15 protein-coding genes are annotated in these 17112 nt (G+C 39.4%); 5 read left to right on the top strand and 10 right to left on the bottom strand.

Annotated elements, in window-relative coordinates:
- Positions 1–52: 52 nt before the first annotated feature.
- Both H5087_RS00675 and H5087_RS00680 read right to left on the bottom strand, forming a co-directional pair.
- The gene (locus tag H5087_RS00675) at positions 53–640 is read right to left on the bottom strand and encodes an FMN-binding negative transcriptional regulator (protein ID WP_182670824.1); all 588 of its coding nucleotides are present in this window, start codon (positions 638–640) and stop codon (positions 53–55) included.
- Positions 640–1215 carry a GNAT family N-acetyltransferase gene (locus H5087_RS00680; protein ID WP_182670825.1) on the bottom strand — a complete coding sequence of 192 codons (576 nt, stop codon included), beginning with the start codon at positions 1213–1215 and terminating at the stop codon, positions 640–642. Before H5087_RS00680 ends, H5087_RS00675 begins: the two co-directional genes overlap by 1 nt.
- A gap of 106 nt (positions 1216–1321) precedes the next feature.
- Between H5087_RS00680 and H5087_RS00685 the strand changes: the two genes are divergently transcribed.
- A complete protein-coding gene (locus tag H5087_RS00685) occupies positions 1322–2779 on the top strand; it encodes a PLP-dependent aminotransferase family protein (protein ID WP_182670826.1) in 1458 nt (485 codons plus the stop codon).
- Here H5087_RS00685 and H5087_RS00690 read toward each other — a convergent pair whose 3' ends face one another.
- The 4 genes from H5087_RS00690 to H5087_RS00705 all read right to left on the bottom strand — a co-directional run bounded on the left by H5087_RS00690 (position 2780) and on the right by H5087_RS00705 (position 8951).
- On the bottom strand, positions 2780–3445 hold the full coding sequence (locus tag H5087_RS00690; RefSeq protein WP_182670827.1) for a hypothetical protein: 666 nt from the start codon (positions 3443–3445) through the stop codon (positions 2780–2782).
- Between the two features lie 173 nt (positions 3446–3618).
- The gene (locus tag H5087_RS00695; RefSeq protein WP_182670828.1) at positions 3619–5601 is read right to left on the bottom strand and encodes a phytase; all 1983 of its coding nucleotides are present in this window, start codon (positions 5599–5601) and stop codon (positions 3619–3621) included.
- Positions 5602–5612: 11 nt separating this feature from the next.
- Entirely contained in the window at positions 5613–6587 is a 975-nt protein-coding gene (locus H5087_RS00700) for a metallophosphoesterase (RefSeq protein ID WP_182670829.1), read from the bottom strand.
- 60 nt (positions 6588–6647) lie between these two features.
- Positions 6648–8951 (bottom strand): TonB-dependent siderophore receptor, encoded by a 2304-nt coding sequence (locus H5087_RS00705; protein WP_182670830.1) that lies wholly within the window; start codon positions 8949–8951, stop codon positions 6648–6650.
- A gap of 297 nt (positions 8952–9248) precedes the next feature.
- On the opposite strand from H5087_RS00705, the gene H5087_RS00710 reads away from it, so the two are divergent.
- Both H5087_RS00710 and H5087_RS00715 read left to right on the top strand, forming a co-directional pair.
- A complete protein-coding gene (locus H5087_RS00710; protein WP_182670831.1) occupies positions 9249–10169 on the top strand; it encodes a GGDEF domain-containing protein in 921 nt (306 codons plus the stop codon).
- Positions 10153–11154 carry an AraC family transcriptional regulator gene (locus H5087_RS00715; RefSeq protein ID WP_182670832.1) on the top strand — a complete coding sequence of 334 codons (1002 nt, stop codon included), beginning with the start codon at positions 10153–10155 and terminating at the stop codon, positions 11152–11154. The genes H5087_RS00710 and H5087_RS00715 overlap by 17 nt, the downstream gene beginning before the upstream one ends.
- A gap of 1 nt (position 11155) precedes the next feature.
- On the opposite strand, the gene H5087_RS00720 is transcribed toward H5087_RS00715, so the two are convergent.
- The 4 genes from H5087_RS00720 to ettA all read right to left on the bottom strand — a co-directional run bounded on the left by H5087_RS00720 (position 11156) and on the right by ettA (position 14878).
- A complete protein-coding gene (locus tag H5087_RS00720) occupies positions 11156–11659 on the bottom strand; it encodes a TlpA disulfide reductase family protein (RefSeq protein ID WP_182670833.1) in 504 nt (167 codons plus the stop codon).
- Positions 11660–11721: 62 nt separating this feature from the next.
- Positions 11722–12630: a histone deacetylase gene (locus H5087_RS00725; protein WP_182670834.1), complete on the bottom strand. Its 909-nt coding sequence runs from the start codon at positions 12628–12630 to the stop codon at positions 11722–11724.
- A gap of 53 nt (positions 12631–12683) precedes the next feature.
- Positions 12684–13049, bottom strand: coding sequence for a PilZ domain-containing protein (locus H5087_RS00730; protein ID WP_002958114.1), 366 nt, complete (start codon positions 13047–13049; stop codon positions 12684–12686).
- A 155-nt stretch (positions 13050–13204) separates the two neighbouring features.
- A complete protein-coding gene (gene ettA / locus H5087_RS00735) occupies positions 13205–14878 on the bottom strand; it encodes an energy-dependent translational throttle protein EttA (protein WP_039486820.1) in 1674 nt (557 codons plus the stop codon).
- A gap of 222 nt (positions 14879–15100) precedes the next feature.
- On the opposite strand from ettA, the gene metA reads away from it, so the two are divergent.
- Complete coding sequence (gene metA, locus H5087_RS00740) at positions 15101–16048, top strand: homoserine O-succinyltransferase (RefSeq protein ID WP_002958117.1); 948 nt, start codon at positions 15101–15103, stop codon at positions 16046–16048.
- Positions 16038–17111, top strand: a complete 1074-nt coding sequence (locus H5087_RS00745; protein WP_182670835.1) for a homocysteine S-methyltransferase family protein — start codon at positions 16038–16040, stop codon at positions 17109–17111. Before metA ends, H5087_RS00745 begins: the two co-directional genes overlap by 11 nt.
- The last annotated feature ends 1 nt before the right edge of the window (position 17112 follow it).

The raw sequence follows: 17112 nt of genomic DNA on the forward strand, positions 1-17112 counted from the left end.
TTTTAACTATTCCAAAGTTAATCCAAAGGCTCGAAAGGGCCTTTTTTTATGCCTAAAATAGCTGTGCAATAGAGCGCTTATTGGCAAGTTCTAGGCTTTGTTTTATTCGTGCTCTTACCTCTGGTGATTTATTTTGGCTTAGCTTAAAGTTTCCACTCCAATGAGTAGGAGTAAATTCTATAAAGCTTAATTGTTGATACATTGCTTGGCGATTGCTTTTGGGCACGTCAGTAATCTTCCACATTGGCGTAAAGCCTTGCTCAAAATGGCTCGTTAGTTGCCGCATTATTTTGTCTTTCTCATTATCGCTTTCAATAATACTCACATTTGCAGTTACTTGTACTGATGAATAAAGCCAGCTCGGCAGTGTTTTATTATTACTATACGAGGGAGATAGATAACAGTTATCGCCACTAAATAGTAATTTTACTGGCTGTTTATCACATTGCGCTAGCGGGTTATGTTTTGCTACGTGAGCAATAAATACATTATGTGAGTGCTCATATAATACAGGAACTTGGCATATATTATTTAAGTCACTTTGCGAGCAGGGCATTAAAATACTCGCTAGAGGGAATTGCTCAACTAATGCCTGCAAACGTGCAATATTATGTTCTTGAAAATGTGTAGGTGGGTACATTAAAGCTTCTCCTCTAACTGCAACTTAATGCTCTGCCAATGCTCGTCAATAATGCTAAATTTTGCTGTGCTTCTGTAACTTCCATCACTTAGCAATCTATCTTTATAGGCTATACCTTCAAATCGGGCGCCTAGTCGAGTAATTGCATTTCGAGATTTTTGATTTTTTGCGTGAGTATTAAACGTTATTCGCACTAAATTCAACGCGTCAAAAGCATAGCTAAGCAGTAAATATTTAGTGTGAGTATTAATATAAGTTTGCTGCCAGTGATGGCTTATAAATGTATGACCAATTTCAGCACTTAAGTTATGTGTATCTAATCTAAATAGTCGTGTAGTGCCTACAACCTCTTTGCTGGCTATGTCTACTATGGCAAATACAATTTGTTCTTTTTTATTAAATTGTGCACTGGTGGTAAACCATTCCTTTAACTGTTCGGGTGTTTTTGTATAGTTGCTTAATACCCATTCCCATATTTTTGGATGTTGCCCTGCTTTATATAAGCCTTTTAAATGCTCATAATTTAATGGCTCTAAAATTACCTTATTTGTTTTATGTATCTGTTGAGTAAACATGTTGCCTCTAAGCTTTGCTATTTACAAGCAACAAATGTACGCTAATTTGGCTTGGTAAAAACAACCAGAATTGGATTTTTAGCTATACCAGTTATAAGGGAATGACATGCAACCGCTTAATATTGAATTTAATGACTCAAACAAAGCTAAGTACATACAAGTTGCAGATGCTTTGCGTGGTTCTATCGTAAAGGGAGATATTGCACCTGGTACAAAACTCAGTTCTGCTCGAGTTATGGCGCAAGCGTATCAGTTAAACCGTCATACAATAATGAACGCATTGCAGTTATTAGTAGCCGAAGGATGGCTAGAATCTCATGAACGCTCTGGGTATAGCGTCACTCAAACACTACCAATTCAAAGCAGTGCTAACTGTGAGCACACGCCAGTTTTAACACCAAAACCTTATAAATTTGCTACAGAGTTAGCCGTGCCTATTCCGGCAATGAATTTAAAAGACTACGTATATAATTTTGCAGGTGGACTTCCTGATTTAAATAGCTTTCCTTATAAAGAATTTAAACGCTCTGTAAGTCATGTATTTAATCATTTAGATACCAGTAAGCTTCATTATGGTGATATAGGTGGAGTGAGTGAGCTAAAAGTTCAGATAAGCGATTACTTACATAAAACTAGAAATTTAAAAGTATCAGACTTACTTGTATGTAATGGCTCACAAGAAGCTTTATTTTTAATTTCAAAGGTATTTATAAGTAAAGATGACTTCGTAGCCGTTGAGACTTTAGGCTACCCACCAGCACGCAAAGCCTTTGCTGCTTGTGGCGCGCAATTAATAGATATAAAACAAGATGAATATGGTTTATGTGTTGATGACTTAAAAGCGCAATTTAGACGATATCCAATAAAAATGCTGTACTTAACCCCGCTGCATCAATACCCAACTACCGTTACGCTTTCGCCCACACGGCGCATGCAAATTTATCAATTATGTTATGAGTATGGCGTAATGATTATTGAAGATGATTACGATCACGAGTTTCATTATCGCTGTCAGCCATTGCAACCTATGGCTGGGGACGATCCCGCTGGGATTATTATTTACTTATCTACATTTTCTAAAATCATGTTCTCAGGCGCTAGAATTGGCTACATTTGTGCAGCTCCTGAAGTATTAGCACAGTTAACCGCATGGAAGCAGTTAATGAATCATAAAAATGATGTGGTTATGCAGCTAGCCGTTGCGCACTTTATGCAAGAAGGTGGATTTGAGCGCCACTTAAAACGCATGACTAAACACTATAAACAACGTTATGAAGCAATGGACAACACGTTAGCGTTGCTGCAATCACAGGGTTTACCAATAGAGTATAAAAAGCCAGATGGCGGTATGGCAATGTGGGTTAACTTAAATAAAAATACGAGCAATATAAAACAAGCAATGCAAAGTAAAAGCCTATATTTACAGGCAGAATCTGAGTTTTACTTTGCTGATTCAGTGAGAAGTTTAAGGCCTAAGCAATATAGTTATGTTCGCTTAGGCTTTGCAGGGCAATCAGTTGAGGCAATGAAGCAAGGGCTCAAACTAATCACTGAATATAAGTAACTATTTTTTAAAATCATCAGCATTGTAATAAAGTGGTTTGAGGGTGCCGCAGTTAATAAATTTATAGGTAAGCTCATTTTCAGCTGGGACACGTTTTGAGGTACGAAGCTTTCGCATACATGCATTAACTAAATCAACAAAAATAAGATGGTTATAGCTCGGCGCTTGTTGAATTTTATGAATATAAATACGCTCACTCCCGCCCAGATTAATCATGTCGTAGTCTTGCCATTGCGATGATTCACTTAAATCTTTTAGCTCTCTGGCATACAGTTGCTTACTAAGCTCAAGCTCTTTTTTTGAGTAAATTAAACTGCCACCTTCTCTATAATCACCCTCATAAATATCAGCAATAATCGTAATTTCTTCACCACGCATTAAATGTTGAATATTAAACGCTTGTGGCTTAACCGTGATTAGCTCAGCATTTCTAACAAAATTTAAGAGTGCGACATCTGGGTTTCCAATTTTATAAACAACTTGCAAATCATTGGGTAAATTATAGGTGGGTAAATTCATTGCAATAATAGATGAGCCTTGATTAACCAAAGCCATAGGATGCTCAGCATTGTAAGCGGGGTCTACCGGTGGTAGTTCTGCTTTTTCTTCTTCAGCTGCGGCAAAGCCACTTAAAGTGATTAGTAATAAAGTAAGTAGTAAGCGCATAATAATCTCAATTAATTTATGAGCTTACATTGTAGTATAAAATATATATTACATTGAGTTAATTACACTTAATACTTAACTGCAAAGAATTGTATAAAAGACTCAAATGAGCCTTTTATACAATTTCAAGGTAATCTCAAAGCGACATTAAAATAATGGCGACTAAATAAGCACTACTTAATTGCTTTTTTTACTTCTCGCCAATCTATTATTTTAAAGTTTTGAGGCTGCTGTGGCATACGGTTATAACCATCTTGTACAACTAAAATACCTTCAGGATAACCCGGAAGAGACTTAGATGTTACTGTTAACCCGTCGGTTTCTGATGAGCCATCAATACCATTAACCAAATCACTTATTACATTAAACTTACCCGTAAACTCTAAGCTAGGTGTTTTAATGCCCGCAGTACCATTATTTATTTTATACAGTACGTAGCTGTTATCACCTTGGCTGGAAACAATTAAATAACGTGTTTTGTCGCTGTGGTAAATTTCCATACCTTCAACATCATCAACAAGTTGCTCATTTATACCTTGTAGCATAACCGGTGTACTTCCTGCCGTTGGCTCTGCACCTATAAACCAAATACCGGCATCTTCTTCGCCTACAAATAATTGTCCTAGTTCATCATCTGCACTACAGCCTTCTGGTTGGCTTGGTAGGTTAAACTCGCGAACAAGTTTGCCTGTTATTTTTTCGTTATCCTCACTGATTTTATATTGTTGATATAGCCCCGATTTATCATTTACAAATACATAGTTCCCCGTATTTGACGAGTACATACATAAACCATAAATTTCATCAAGATTGGTATTAATATCAGCAATGTACTTCACACTATTATTAGCTTGTACTGTAAATACACTAATACCGTTAAGCGTTCGGTTACTAGCAGTTATTAATGTATTGGTACTGTTTTTAATCGTGCTATTTTGTCGAAGGTCTACGTTATTTAAACGACCAACTTCAAGTGACTGTTCAAGCTTGCCATTTAGGCTGTATACCATTAGTCCACGGCGTTTATCGGTGCCTAAAATTAAGCTGTTTGCTACATCTTTAGGGTTAACCCAAATTGCCGGATCGTCTGCTGCATCACCAAATGCTTGAACGGGGGCCGTTTGTGCACTTGCCTTTATTTGAGTGATTGATTGAGTGTTGGTTTTTAATGGTTTTTTGATAGGTGTTACAGGTAATGTACTTTTAATATAAGCGCCTGTTTCGTCGTTATACAGCACTGCCGTTGCCGCGTTGTTACTTGTGTAATTTACCGCTACCGATTCCAAGCTCAAGTCACCATTTAACATCCAGTTATTAAGCATTTTACTAATTGGATCATAAGCATACACAGTATTGTTTTTGGTACTAGTAAACCAGATAATACCATCTTGCGAAGCTGAAATAGCTCCTAGTTCACTGTCTAACTTTCCAAAGGGGGCGACTAAAGCAATCGGTTTTTTATCTGCTTGCGATTCCGCGTTCGCGTTTATTGCCCAAATGCCTACTTCGCTTTCACTTACATATAAGGTATTTGTTGTTGTACTTACAGCACAACCCGACGCCTCACTAACACCAGAAAATTCACGTACATTTACGTTAACCGCTTTATTATTCGCTGTATCAAAAATAATAGTTTCGGTAATTAGCCCGCGTACATCAGGAACAAATGCCGATATTGATTCACTCGCTTTATTAGCAAATAAACACACCGTATCGGGTTGTGCTTGTGGTGGGTTAATGCGGGTTAGTTCAATTGTATTCCAGCCACTTTGAGTGTGCTCAAGCTTAAATATAACAACGTTATCTTGATTGTTATCAATAGTTGCAACCAAAAATGAGTGTGCTGTTAGCTTAGTGACAGCAAGCGCTTCAAAGTTACCTTTTTTTATAATGCGGCTTTGTTGCGCTTCACTTTCAACTAACACTAAGCCTTTGCTTTCACTTGCTAGCAACCAATTGTTATTATTTAACCATGCCGCTTGTGAGCCTTGCATGTTATCTGTTGGACCAAATTTAGTACTATTAATGACTACTTTATCAGGTGTGTTTTTTACTGCCGTATTTGTAGCCACGTTACTATTGCTACACGCACTTAATGTGCTAAGCACTAAGCTACTTACAATTAAGCTAAGAGATGTTTTTAATTTAAAGTTCATGTTGTAACCTTTTATTGGTCAAAGCGCTTTTGAGTGCTGTAACGCACTTCGCCTTTATAGTTAATAGCCGTTGCTTTTAGTGCTTCATTGTTAATCGAAAAGCTCAAAAATCCTGGAGTAGCTTCTGCAAAACGCGTAAATTCACGTTGTTTTACGTAACGCGCTTCGCTACCACCACCAGATACAAAGTGGTCGAGTTTACTGCCATCTATTTGGTTATGTTGCAGGTCATGTTCGTGTCCTGCTATGTATGCTTGCACACCATTTTGCTCAAATATGGGCTCGAGTAAATTACGTAAACCTTCAGTAAGTCCATAACGTTTTCCACTGCTATAAAGTGGGTGATGACCAACCACTATCTTCCATCGTGCTTGGCTATTTGAGAGTTGGCTATTTAACCATGTTAATTGCGCTTGGCTGTTTTGCCCTTGAGTTGCTTTGTATTTTTCGCGTGTTTTGTATTCAGGGTTTAAAGTATTAGTGTCTAAAAACACCATTAATATCTGCTCGCCACCTTTTAAAGTAAAGGTTTTGCTGTAATAGCGTGCAGGTAAATTCCAGCGCTGACTTTTTTTACTGTAATCAAGTTGTGCTTGCGCATTACCTAAATAATCATGATTACCCAGTACTACATACCAAGGCTCGAATGTATGTGGACCATGGTAAATATCTTCATAGGCACTTTGCCAATGCGGGTCATTAACACTTGCCACGCCATTGGGATAAAAGTTATCGCCAGTTGAAATAGTAAAATCACCATCCGTTTGAAACATCGCTATTTCTAACTGGTGTGCTACGTCTTTTTGATAAAAGTGCCCGTTATGACCCCAATCACCAATAACCGTAAAATTTAAGCTCTTAGGTAGCGCAGTCAAGTTTGCAATTTTTTGTTGCTCGTATAATGCGTCGGTGTACGTTACGTTTGCCAATACGGTTTGTATACTGCATAGACCAACTGTTATTAGCAGTAATGTTTTTTTTATCATTATTGTTCTCCCATGTTGGTAGCGCTAAATAAAGTGATTAGCACTACCTCATAAACTTATTTAAAACGCGTAACGCAGCATAAGTTGATAAACCGGTCCCGCTTCTTCAGATTCAATTTCGTACTCATCAAAGCTTCTACTAAACTGATCTTCAACAGTATCAAATTTATTAAAGGTTTCGTCTTTACTTGCATCAAGTAGGTTTGAACCCACCAAGCGTAGCGTTACATCTTCCCAACGTTTTTCTAAAAACACTTCAAAGTCGGCACTGTAAGATGTAGTTATTTCTTCACCTACAATACGTCCATAGGCATCACCTTGCTTACGGTAAGTTACGCCAAATGCAGCTTTGAGTTCGGGTAAGTCTTGAATAAACCCAATGTTATAAACGTAGTCTGATTGGTCGTTAAATTTGCGAGTTCCAAAAAAATCGGTTACTTCACTATCAAGCCATGAGTAATTTAAAAATACACCCGTATTAGGCATGCTAAACGCGCCAAGTGGAGTAGATAAATCAAGCTCAACTCCTTTAACATTACCATCGCCGGTGTTGCGTGGTTGCAGTACAAATGTACCTTCGCCCTCAGAACCTTCTTGTCCTGTATTTGCTATTTCTATTAGGTCATTTACTTTGCGATAAAATAAATTAATACCTATAACGCCACTTTTTCCTAAGCGATACTCGTAGCCTAAGTCCATACCCCAAGCTGATTCAGGTTTTAATTCAGGGTTACCTAGTTGGTCGTTATCGCCAAGTTCTTTTTCGATAAGTGCTGGCGTTAAAAAATCAAACTCAGGGCGGCGTAAACTGCGTGCAACCGATGCACTTATACGTCCATTTTCGCTAACGTTATAACGAAAGTGTGCTGAGGGGAGGATAAAGTCGTAATTATTATCTTCGGTCACGCCAATCGTTTTATCATTAACTTTAGAATCGGTAGACTCCCAGCGAATGCCCAACTCCCAAGCAAATAAATCTTCTTTGTGCTTAATAAGAGCAAATAAGTCAAAGCGATCTTCTTCTAAAGTGTTTACACCACCAGTAACCGCTTCGTACTCGCTATTAAATGCAGCAAGCGTTAAAGGTGTTGTTGCATATTGATCCCAACTGGTAAGTGCTAATTCAAGCTCGTCTGTGGCTTCAAAAATATTGCTATCGCGTTTTTTATTTTGTAAAAATGCACCAAACTGAATTTCTTTGCTGTCACCCCAAGGTTGGCTGTGTTGCCACTGTAGAGTCCATTCTTTATCATCTATTTCACTTTTAGTTTGCTCTTCTTCAAATACCATAGGCAGCTCTGAGGTATCTAATTCGACTTCTTCCTCATAAACAGACTCTTCAAACCGAGCAAAGCCAAATTTAAACTTACTTGTGCCACTTAGTAGTGGAAATTCATAAGCGGTATTGATGTTGTAATTAGTTTGGTCAATATATTTAACATTCGCATTATCTGTTTCTAAGTTACCGCCATTTACAATATCGTTATTGGTTGCAATCGGATCGTTGTATTCAAATGAACGTTCATCTTCAGTACGCTCTGTATCAACCCACATAGCGCTAATATTAAACTGACTATCGTCGTCAAAAACAATTTCGTAGCTGGAGTTAAGTGACGTGTCGTCGCCATCACGAGTGTCAGATTGGTCTTCGCGGTTATCAAATTCTTCTGTTTGAAAGTTTATATTGTTTTCAGGGCTATCGCCGTAGCGCAAACTATTTTTTTGTTTTGGGTTATATCTGCCTTGTAAATTTGCACCAAGTAATAAGCGCCCACCCGCAAATTCAGTACCGTACACTGCAGCTAAGCTTTCTTTAAATTCACCATCGTCATAAAGCAAGCCACCAGCACGCAAGTAACCGCCATCTAAACTGTAACCATCGCGCAATACAATATTTAATGTGCCCGCAATAGCATCGGCTGAGCGGTTAGCACTTGATGAGCGAATTATTTCAACGCGTTCAATTAACTCAGCCGGAATTCGGTCAACAAAAAATGAACGGTCGGCACCAGCGCCAGGTACTTCTTCACCGTTTATAAGCACCTTTGTATAAGCAGGGCTTAACCCCCGCATACGTGCACCATCCGATTCAAGCACATCCGATAAAAATGTAACACTGGGTACTCGTTTTAATGCATCGCCTGCGGTCAATGGTTCAAAACGTTGAAAGTACTCTTGTGAATACTCCAAGGTTGGTGCGAGTTCGTCTGAGCGGTTTCTGTAGCCAATTTCACCGTATACAACAATTTTGTCAGAAACTTCGATATCTTTTTTTGCGGTTTCTTTTGCATCATCTTCTGCATAAGCCGTCAAATTACATAAGGCTAATGCGGCTACCAGTGCTTTTATTTTAAAGTCTTTCATTGTATTTGCTCTTGGTTATTGCTGGTTTGTTTCTTGGTATGGCGAGCAAGCTAAAGATATTTGATTACGTAAATGTGACAGTGTTTAGGTTAAATACATGTATTTAGAGGTGTTTGAGCAATATATAGAGTGTATTGAGCTTTTATCACTCCTCGTAAAGTCAGGTGTTATGTACCGTGCAGGGCTGTTTTTAAAGTAGGTATCATCTCGTTGTCATATAGCTGAGCTAATATGACCCTGCTAACAAAAACTTGTATGAACTAACTTTAAAACTCATTTATAAACGAGATACCGCACATGCGATTTAACCCCTTTATCAGCCACCGATTATTAATAAACGCTATTATTGCGATGTTTTTTAGCGCTGTGTTTTTAAGTAGTTATTTAGGTGTATTAAAAACTTACGCCAGTATTCAGTGGCTCGATATTATGGGGGAGGGCGGTATTGTATTAATGACTCTTGTATGGATTACCGCGTTATTAATTTCAAGACCACCGGGTAAAGTAACCACTTACTTAGTAATAGGTGTTGGGTTATTTATGTTCTCGGCAACCCTAGATTTACTTGATGAATGGCTAATGCATCCCGCCCATCAATGGCTCAGTTGGATTGAATCTCTGCCAGCACCTTTAGGCATGTTGTTAACGAGTGTGGGTTTGTATTATTGGCATCAAGAGCAGTACGTATTAAATCGTCAGCTACGCCGCCGTGAAGCGCATTTACGTGAGCACGATAAGGTGTGTTCAGTTACAGGTCTTTATAAGGCGCAGTACCTAGACTCAGCAATTAAAGAGCAACTTACGAGCAAACAACCACTCTGGCTTGGGGCTATTGATATTCGTGATTTTTCGCATTTTAATAGTGAGTTTGGCTTTAGTGAGGGCGACCGGTTACTGCGTGAAATTAGCGAGCTATTGTTAATGAATTGCCGACTAAGTGATGTAGTGTGCCGCTACGCAGGGGATTGCTTTATGGTACTAATGCCAGCCACTACAGAGCAGCAAGCTAAAGAGTTGATGGCACAAATTAAAGGAGCTCTAAAGCATTGTGCATTTAAAGTTGAAGCATCTAAAAAAGCAAAGTTTCAATATGTCACTACCGCCTTAATACAAGGTAATACGCATAACAGTACAGGCAAACTAACAAGCCAACTGCATAGTCAATTACAACAAAAAAAGCACCAACAAAAAGTAGCGCACCGTGCACATGTTTGTTAGCCAAGACGATAAATATTTAAGCGCTCAAGGGCTTATTACGTCAGCTGTAGAGCTTGCTCAAAGCCGAAACATAAATTTACATAAGCTGCTACGCGGTACCGGTATTTTTGAACAAGATATACTTAATTTTCAGCATACATTTAGTGTGTCTCAGCAGGTGCGTTTATTAGCTCAATTTAAGTTGTTGATGAAAAGTACTGACAGTGGTTTTTTACTCGGTAGCCAACTTATTCACGACACTCGAGCCGAAGCTCAGGCATTAAAATATAGCGATAATTTAGCTCAAGTATTAAAGCAATTATCACTTTTAAGAATGCAATTAGCGCCTTTGCTGTTTAGCCAAACGTATATTAAAAACGATAATGTTTATATTTATATTCAGCCAGCACATGGGCTTGATGAAAGCCTTTACCACTATGTGCTAGAGATATACAGCACTGCATTTTATAGTTTACTTAAACGAGTGAGCGAAAGTTACCCGCATTGTCAGTTTGACTTTGCTTTTAAACGCCCTCGGCATATTCAAGAATACGAACAAAATTTAGGGCTAAAGGTAAGTTTTGATAAGCCATGTACTCGCTGGGTATTAAATAAAACCATGTTAAGGGCTAAAAACCCGCATGCGAGTCAATTACGATTTATGCAAGCGCAGTCGCAGCTACATAATAAAAGCGTAGTTAGCATGACTTTTATTGAAGCCGTCTGCAGATACTTATACTCTCACCCAAGTGCTAATTTAGAGTGTACCGCGAAGCACTTTGCTATGAGTTCAGCTACATTTAAGCGCAGGCTCAAACTCAATGGGGTACGCTTTTCAGCGTTAATAGATGAGCAAAATAAGCACAAAGCTATTTACCTACTTACTCTGTGCGCTAAACATAACGAACAAGTCGCTGAACATTTAGCTTTTTACGATATACCTAACTTTCGGCGCGCTTTTAAACGCTGGACAGGCTTAACACCTAATCAGCTAAAAACGCAATAAGCTACTCATTTGTCATGTCGATGGAGTGCAACAATGTTCGTGCCTTTAAATGTAGGTTTGGATCTTCTGGGTTTGACGTATTAGTCAGCCAAATTACATTGCCTTCTTTATTTACAAACAATGTAGTAGGTGTGCCTCGTATACCTAATTGCTGTGCTATTGCATCGGCTTTTACAGCTGTTTTAAAAGTATAACCTCTTTCGCTAAGTGCTTTAGCGGGAGTAGCATCGTCATCTTCTTTAAAGCTCACGGCAATAACTTTTAAGCCCATATCATCAATTTTTTGAAGTGCTGGCTGTAGCTTTTTACAGTACGGGCACCACGTTGCCCAAAAGTGTAAAACGTAAGGTTGACCTAATAAATCTTGAGTGTTGAGTGGCGACCCATCAGCCATTTGTAAATTTAATGTAGGCAATTTAGGATATGTTGCTTCTGAGCTTGTATCTTGTGCGTAAGCTGTAAAGCTTAATAAAATTAGCGTGATGGTAATAAATAGCTGTTTCATAATATGCTCTTTTTTATTTTACATATTAAACAAGAACGATAATTTAACATTTTTATTTCAAACTAAAAGCCAGCAGCTTGTTCAACAACAATAGCGTGGCGTTTAGCGAGGCGTAGGTGATCTCTATCGTAACCTCCACCTATAACAGTAGCTACAGGTGTATTGTGTTCAAGGCAGCGTTTTAATACTAAATGGTCACGTTTAGCTATGCCATCCCAGCTAATATCTAACTTACCCAAGCCATCACCTTGCCAAATATCAACGCCAGCATCGTAAAGTACTAAGCTTGGGTTTAGCTCTTTAAGTAAATAGCTTAGTGTTTCGTCAACTATGGCAAGGTATTCGTCGTCCTTCATATTATTTGCCAGGCCAATGTCTAAATCGCTAGCGGACTTTCTAAAGGGGAAGTTTTTTTCACAATGGATAGAGCAGGTATAAGCATAGGGTTGATGCTGTAACATTGCAGCTGTGCCATCACCTTGGTGCACGTCTAAATCAAAAATAAGTACGTTAGTTACCTCACCCGATTCAATTAAAGTTTGCGTGGTAAAGGCCAAATCGTTAACCATACAAAAACCTGAACCAAAGTCATTATGTGCGTGATGCGTACCACCAGCAAGATGACACGCTATACCGTGTTTAAGTGCTAAGCGGGCTGTTTGAAGCGTTCCTTGAGGGGCTGTAAATGTACGTGCCATAAGCTCTTTTGACCAAGGTAGACCAATGCGACGCATTGCTTTTTCATCTAAGCGGTTGTGCCATAAATCTTGGATATAATTATCGCAATGCACAAGCTCAAGGGGCTCTGGTGTGCCTAATATTGGCTCAACTAGGTTACTGCCGATTAAACCAAGCTTTGCAACATGTTGATATAAATGTGCAAATTTACTCATTACAAAGCGATGCTTAGGATCAAAGCTAAACGAGTAGTTAGGATGGTATACCAAAGGCAAATGAGGATTTAAGCGCATATTTACAAGCTTTATAAAGTTTGCGCTATGGTAATCAACTTAAGTGAATGAGTCTATTGTGAGTCATTAATAAGTGACGCTAATTCGCGATGCAGTAGCTCATCATCGGCTAAGTTTAGCTCTATTAAACGCTTTAAATAAGTAATACTGTCTATATCAATGTGATGGCATTTTAAACCAATATGATCGGCTTCAATATGGCAAATCACTACTTCCATTTTTATTTCTATATCGCTTTGAGGCAATGTAAAACGCAGTATTGCTTGCGTATTGTGGCTGCCAATAAATGCATCACAATTAGTGACCAACGCGCCATGTAGCGATAGATCGAGTAATTTACACGGATACTGTTGGCTATCAAAACATAACAGAGCGTTAGTCGAAAATAGCACACGAGAAAACTGTCGACGATTTTGCATAACCTAATTTAGCCTTACTGTTTTTTATAATAAATTAAGCATAGCGGGTAATTCTCTACATGCTAGCAGGATATGCTCCTGTAATGCTGGTGGCATAAAAAAGCCCTGCAAAGTGCAGGGCTTAAGTTATACAAACATAAAATTAACCAATATTTTTAGCCAATTTTTTTGTACTTAATACGTTTAGGTTGAGTTGCCTCAGCGCCTAGGGTCTTTTTAAGCCACTCTTCATATTCAGTGTAGTTACCATCAAAGAAGTTAATTTGACCTTCGTCGCGGTAATCTAAAATATGTGTAGCAATACGGTCAAGGAACCAACGGTCATGCGAGATACACATTACACAACCTGGGAACTCTAAAATAGCGTTCTCCAGTGCACGTAGTGTTTCAACGTCCAAGTCATTGGTTGGCTCATCGAGTAGTAACACATTGCCGCCAGCTTTTAATAACTTAGCAAGGTGTAAACGGTTACGCTCACCACCTGATAGGTCTTTAACAAACTTTTGCTGATCGTTACCTTTAAAGTTAAAGCGACTTACATATGCTCGGCTTGGGAACTCAAAGTTACCAATTTTCAGTACGTCTTGTCCGTCTGATATTTCTTGGAAAACAGTTTTGCTTTCGTCCATACCGTCGCGGAACTGATCAACAGTAGCTAGGTGTACTGTTTCGCCAACGCTGATGCTACCGCTGTCTTGCGTTTGCTCACCGCTTATCATTTTAAACAGTGTTGATTTACCCGCGCCATTCGCACCAATAATGCCCACAATGGCACCTTTTGGCATGCTAAAGCTTAAGTCATCAATTAAAACACGATCGCCAAAACTCTTACGAAGATTAGTTACTTCAAGTACTTGGTCACCTAAACGCGGACCAGGTGGGATAAACATCTCGTTAGTTTCGTTACGTTTTTGGTAATCAGACTGCTGCATTTCAGTAAACTGAGCCATACGTGCTTTTGACTTAGCTTGACGACCTTTCGGGTTTGAACGAACCCATTCAAGTTCTTGCGCAATTGATTTTTGACGAGCTTTTTCAGATTTTTGTTCTTGCTGTAAGCGCGCATCTTTTTGTTCAAGCCAAGAAGAGTAGTTACCTTCCCATGGAATACCTTCACCACGGTCAAGCTCTAATATCCAACCAGCTACATTATCAAGGAAGTAACGGTCATGCGTTACTGCCACAACAGTGCCTTCGTAATCGTGTAAGAAGCGCTCTAACCATGCAACCGACTCAGCATCTAAGTGGTTAGTAGGCTCATCAAGAATAAGCATGTCTGGTTTTTCAAGTAATAATCGACATATAGCAACACGGCGACGCTCACCACCTGAAAGGTGCTCAATTTTAGCATCCCACTCTGGCAGGCGAAGTGCATCAGCTGCGCGTTCTAAAACGTTGTCGATGTTATGACCATCGTGCGCCTGAATAACAGCTTCAAGCTCGCCTTGCTCTTTTGCAAGTGCGTCAAAGTCTGCGTCTTCCATGGCGTATTCGTTATACACTTCGTCAAGACGTTTAAGTGCATGTTTAACTTCGCCAACAGCTTCTTCAACAGTTTCACGTACTGTTTTACTTTCGTCTAAAATAGGTTCTTGCGGTAAATAACCAATTTTAGTACCAGGCTGAGGATGTGCATCACCTTCAAAATCTTGGTCAACACCGGCCATAATACGCAGTAACGTAGATTTACCAGAACCGTTTAAACCAAGCACACCAATTTTAGCGCCAGGAAAAAAGTGCAACGAAATATCTTTTAAGATAGTGCGCTTAGGTGGCACAACCTTAGATACTCGACTCATCGAGAATATAAATTTATCAGGTAAAACCATGGAGGAAAGCCTTCAAATAATAATAAAAATTTCAATGTTGTATTGTAGTGGCTGACGGGTGAAACAGTCAACGAATGGCGGGTTTTAAAGCACCAAAGCATGCTTGTAAGTAAAATATAAAATCATGAATAAATTTCATTTGGACATCTATACATCTAGAGGTTGATATTTTTTACTTTCAGTTCATAATTAAGCCTCGGTTTTTATGAGCAGGAGTAAAGTATGCCAATTACAGTAAAAGACGAGTTGCCGGCAATTGCACGTTTACGTCAAGAAAACGTATTTGTAATGCCAAAAAGTCGTGCAAAAACGCAAGAAATACGCCCAATGCGTTTGGCTATTTTAAACTTAATGCCTAATAAAGTAGAAACCGAAGTTCAGTTTATTCGCTTACTTGCCAACTCACCTTTGCAAGTAAACGTAGAACTACTGCGCCTCGACACTCACCGCAGTAGCAGCAACTCAGAAGAGCACCTTGATACCTTTTACCGTTATTTTTCTGAGGTTAAAGACAACAATTACGATGCATTAATAGTAACCGGTGCGCCACTTGCCCATTTAGAATACGACGATGTAGCGTATTGGGATGAGCTAAAGGTCATTATTGATTGGGCTGAGCAACACGTTACCTCTACGTTATTTTCGTGTTGGGCAGCGCATGCAGCGTTATATCACCGTTACAATTTAAAACGCGATTTAAAAGACGATAAACTGTGTGGCGTATTTACTCACCAGTGTTATTTTGATCACGGTGCACTGACTCGCGGATTCGACGATACCTTTTTGGTACCGCACTCACGCTACGGCCATATTGATATAAATAAAATAAACGCCTGTGAAGAACTCGTTGTTCTGGCAGGTTCTGAGCGAGTAGGGGCTTACTTACTTAAAAATAAATCAGGTAGCCAAGTGTTTATAACCGGCCACCCAGAGTACGACGCCGACTCGCTAAAAGCAGAATACGAGCGCGATTGTAAAAAAAGCCCTAATGCACCAAAGCCCGAAAATTACTTTCCGGATGACGATGCAACCAAACAACCTTCAAAAACGTGGCAAAGCCATGCTTTTTTACTTTTTTCGAACTGGTTAAATTACTACGTGTACCAAACCACACCGTATGATATTAATTTAGTTAGCCAAGACGTGAGGACTAACAACTATGCTGAATAACGCGCCTACAAATAATAAACAAGCCGAAATAAGTGCCGCATTAAAAGAACGCATTTTAATTTTAGATGGCGCTATGGGCACCATGATCCAAGATCATAAGCTAGAAGAAGAAGACTATCGCGGAGAGCGTTTTAAAGACTGGCATGTATTAATTAAAGGCAATAACGATTTATTAAGCCTAACCAAGCCCGACTTAATCACTGATATTCATCGTGGTTTTTTATCAGCGGGCGCCGATATTATCGAAACCAACACGTTTAACTCGACCACTATTTCGATGGAAGATTACGACATGGCAAACCTAAGCCGTGAAATAAACCTAGAGTCGGCTAAATTAGCACGCGCAATTTGCGATGAATTTACGGCTAAAACGCCAGAAAAACCGCGCTATGTAGCCGGTGTTTTAGGGCCGACCTCTAAAACGTGTTCAATTTCGCCAGACGTAAACGATCCGGGTTACCGAAACGTTACCTTTGATAAGCTGGTTACTGCGTATGTAGAGTCTACCCTTGCATTAATGGAAGGCGGCGCCGATTTAATACTAATCGAAACTATATTCGACACGCTTAATGCAAAAGCCGCCTCGTTTGGCGTAGAAGAAGCCTTTGAGCAAGCAGGGCGCACATTACCAGTTATGATCTCGGGCACTATTACCGACGCCTCTGGACGTACGCTTTCTGGGCAAACAACCGAAGCATTTTATAATTCTATTCGCCATATTAAGCCTATTTCGATTGGTTTAAACTGCGCGCTTGGCCCTGATTTACTGCGCCAATATGTAGAAGAGCTTTCGCGCGTGTGCGAAACCTTTACATCGGTACACCCTAATGCGGGCTTGCCTAATGAGTTTGGTGAATACGACTTAGAAGCGCCTGAAATGGCAACCGAAATTATCGATTGGGGTAAATCGGGCTTTATTAATATAGTAGGTGGATGTTGTGGCACCACGCCTGCGCATATTCGTGCTTTTGCAAAAGGTCTAGCGGGCGTTAAACCACGCCAATTGCCAGAGCTTGAAGTACGCATGCGTTTATCAGGCCTTGAAGCCTGTAACTTAAATTAAG

Origin of the sequence: Pseudoalteromonas sp. SR43-7 (assembly GCF_014163785.1) — a bacterium.
In the GTDB taxonomy this organism is placed as follows: domain Bacteria; phylum Pseudomonadota; class Gammaproteobacteria; order Enterobacterales; family Alteromonadaceae; genus Pseudoalteromonas; species Pseudoalteromonas distincta.

What these genes read in the sequence shown, in the direction of transcription:
- ettA (WP_039486820.1), bottom strand. Translation starts at nt 14,878, where the DNA reads ATGGTTTTACCTGATAAATTTATATTCTCGATGAGTCGAGTATCTAAG.
- H5087_RS00695 (WP_182670828.1), bottom strand. Translation starts at nt 5,601, where the DNA reads ATGAACTTTAAATTAAAAACATCTCTTAGCTTAATTGTAAGTAGCTTA.
- H5087_RS00685 (WP_182670826.1), top strand. Translation starts at nt 1,322, where the DNA reads ATGCAACCGCTTAATATTGAATTTAATGACTCAAACAAAGCTAAGTAC.
- H5087_RS00720 (WP_182670833.1), bottom strand. Translation starts at nt 11,659, where the DNA reads ATGAAACAGCTATTTATTACCATCACGCTAATTTTATTAAGCTTTACA.
- H5087_RS00730 (WP_002958114.1), bottom strand. Translation starts at nt 13,049, where the DNA reads ATGCAAAATCGTCGACAGTTTTCTCGTGTGCTATTTTCGACTAACGCT.
- H5087_RS00680 (WP_182670825.1), bottom strand. Translation starts at nt 1,215, where the DNA reads ATGTTTACTCAACAGATACATAAAACAAATAAGGTAATTTTAGAGCCA.
- H5087_RS00725 (WP_182670834.1), bottom strand. Translation starts at nt 12,630, where the DNA reads ATGCGCTTAAATCCTCATTTGCCTTTGGTATACCATCCTAACTACTCG.
- H5087_RS00690 (WP_182670827.1), bottom strand. Translation starts at nt 3,445, where the DNA reads ATGCGCTTACTACTTACTTTATTACTAATCACTTTAAGTGGCTTTGCC.
- H5087_RS00705 (WP_182670830.1), bottom strand. Translation starts at nt 8,951, where the DNA reads ATGAAAGACTTTAAAATAAAAGCACTGGTAGCCGCATTAGCCTTATGT.
- H5087_RS00700 (WP_182670829.1), bottom strand. Translation starts at nt 6,587, where the DNA reads ATGATAAAAAAAACATTACTGCTAATAACAGTTGGTCTATGCAGTATA.
- metA (WP_002958117.1), top strand. Translation starts at nt 15,101, where the DNA reads ATGCCAATTACAGTAAAAGACGAGTTGCCGGCAATTGCACGTTTACGT.
- H5087_RS00710 (WP_182670831.1), top strand. Translation starts at nt 9,249, where the DNA reads ATGCGATTTAACCCCTTTATCAGCCACCGATTATTAATAAACGCTATT.
- H5087_RS00745 (WP_182670835.1), top strand. Translation starts at nt 16,038, where the DNA reads ATGCTGAATAACGCGCCTACAAATAATAAACAAGCCGAAATAAGTGCC.
- H5087_RS00675 (WP_182670824.1), bottom strand. Translation starts at nt 640, where the DNA reads ATGTACCCACCTACACATTTTCAAGAACATAATATTGCACGTTTGCAG.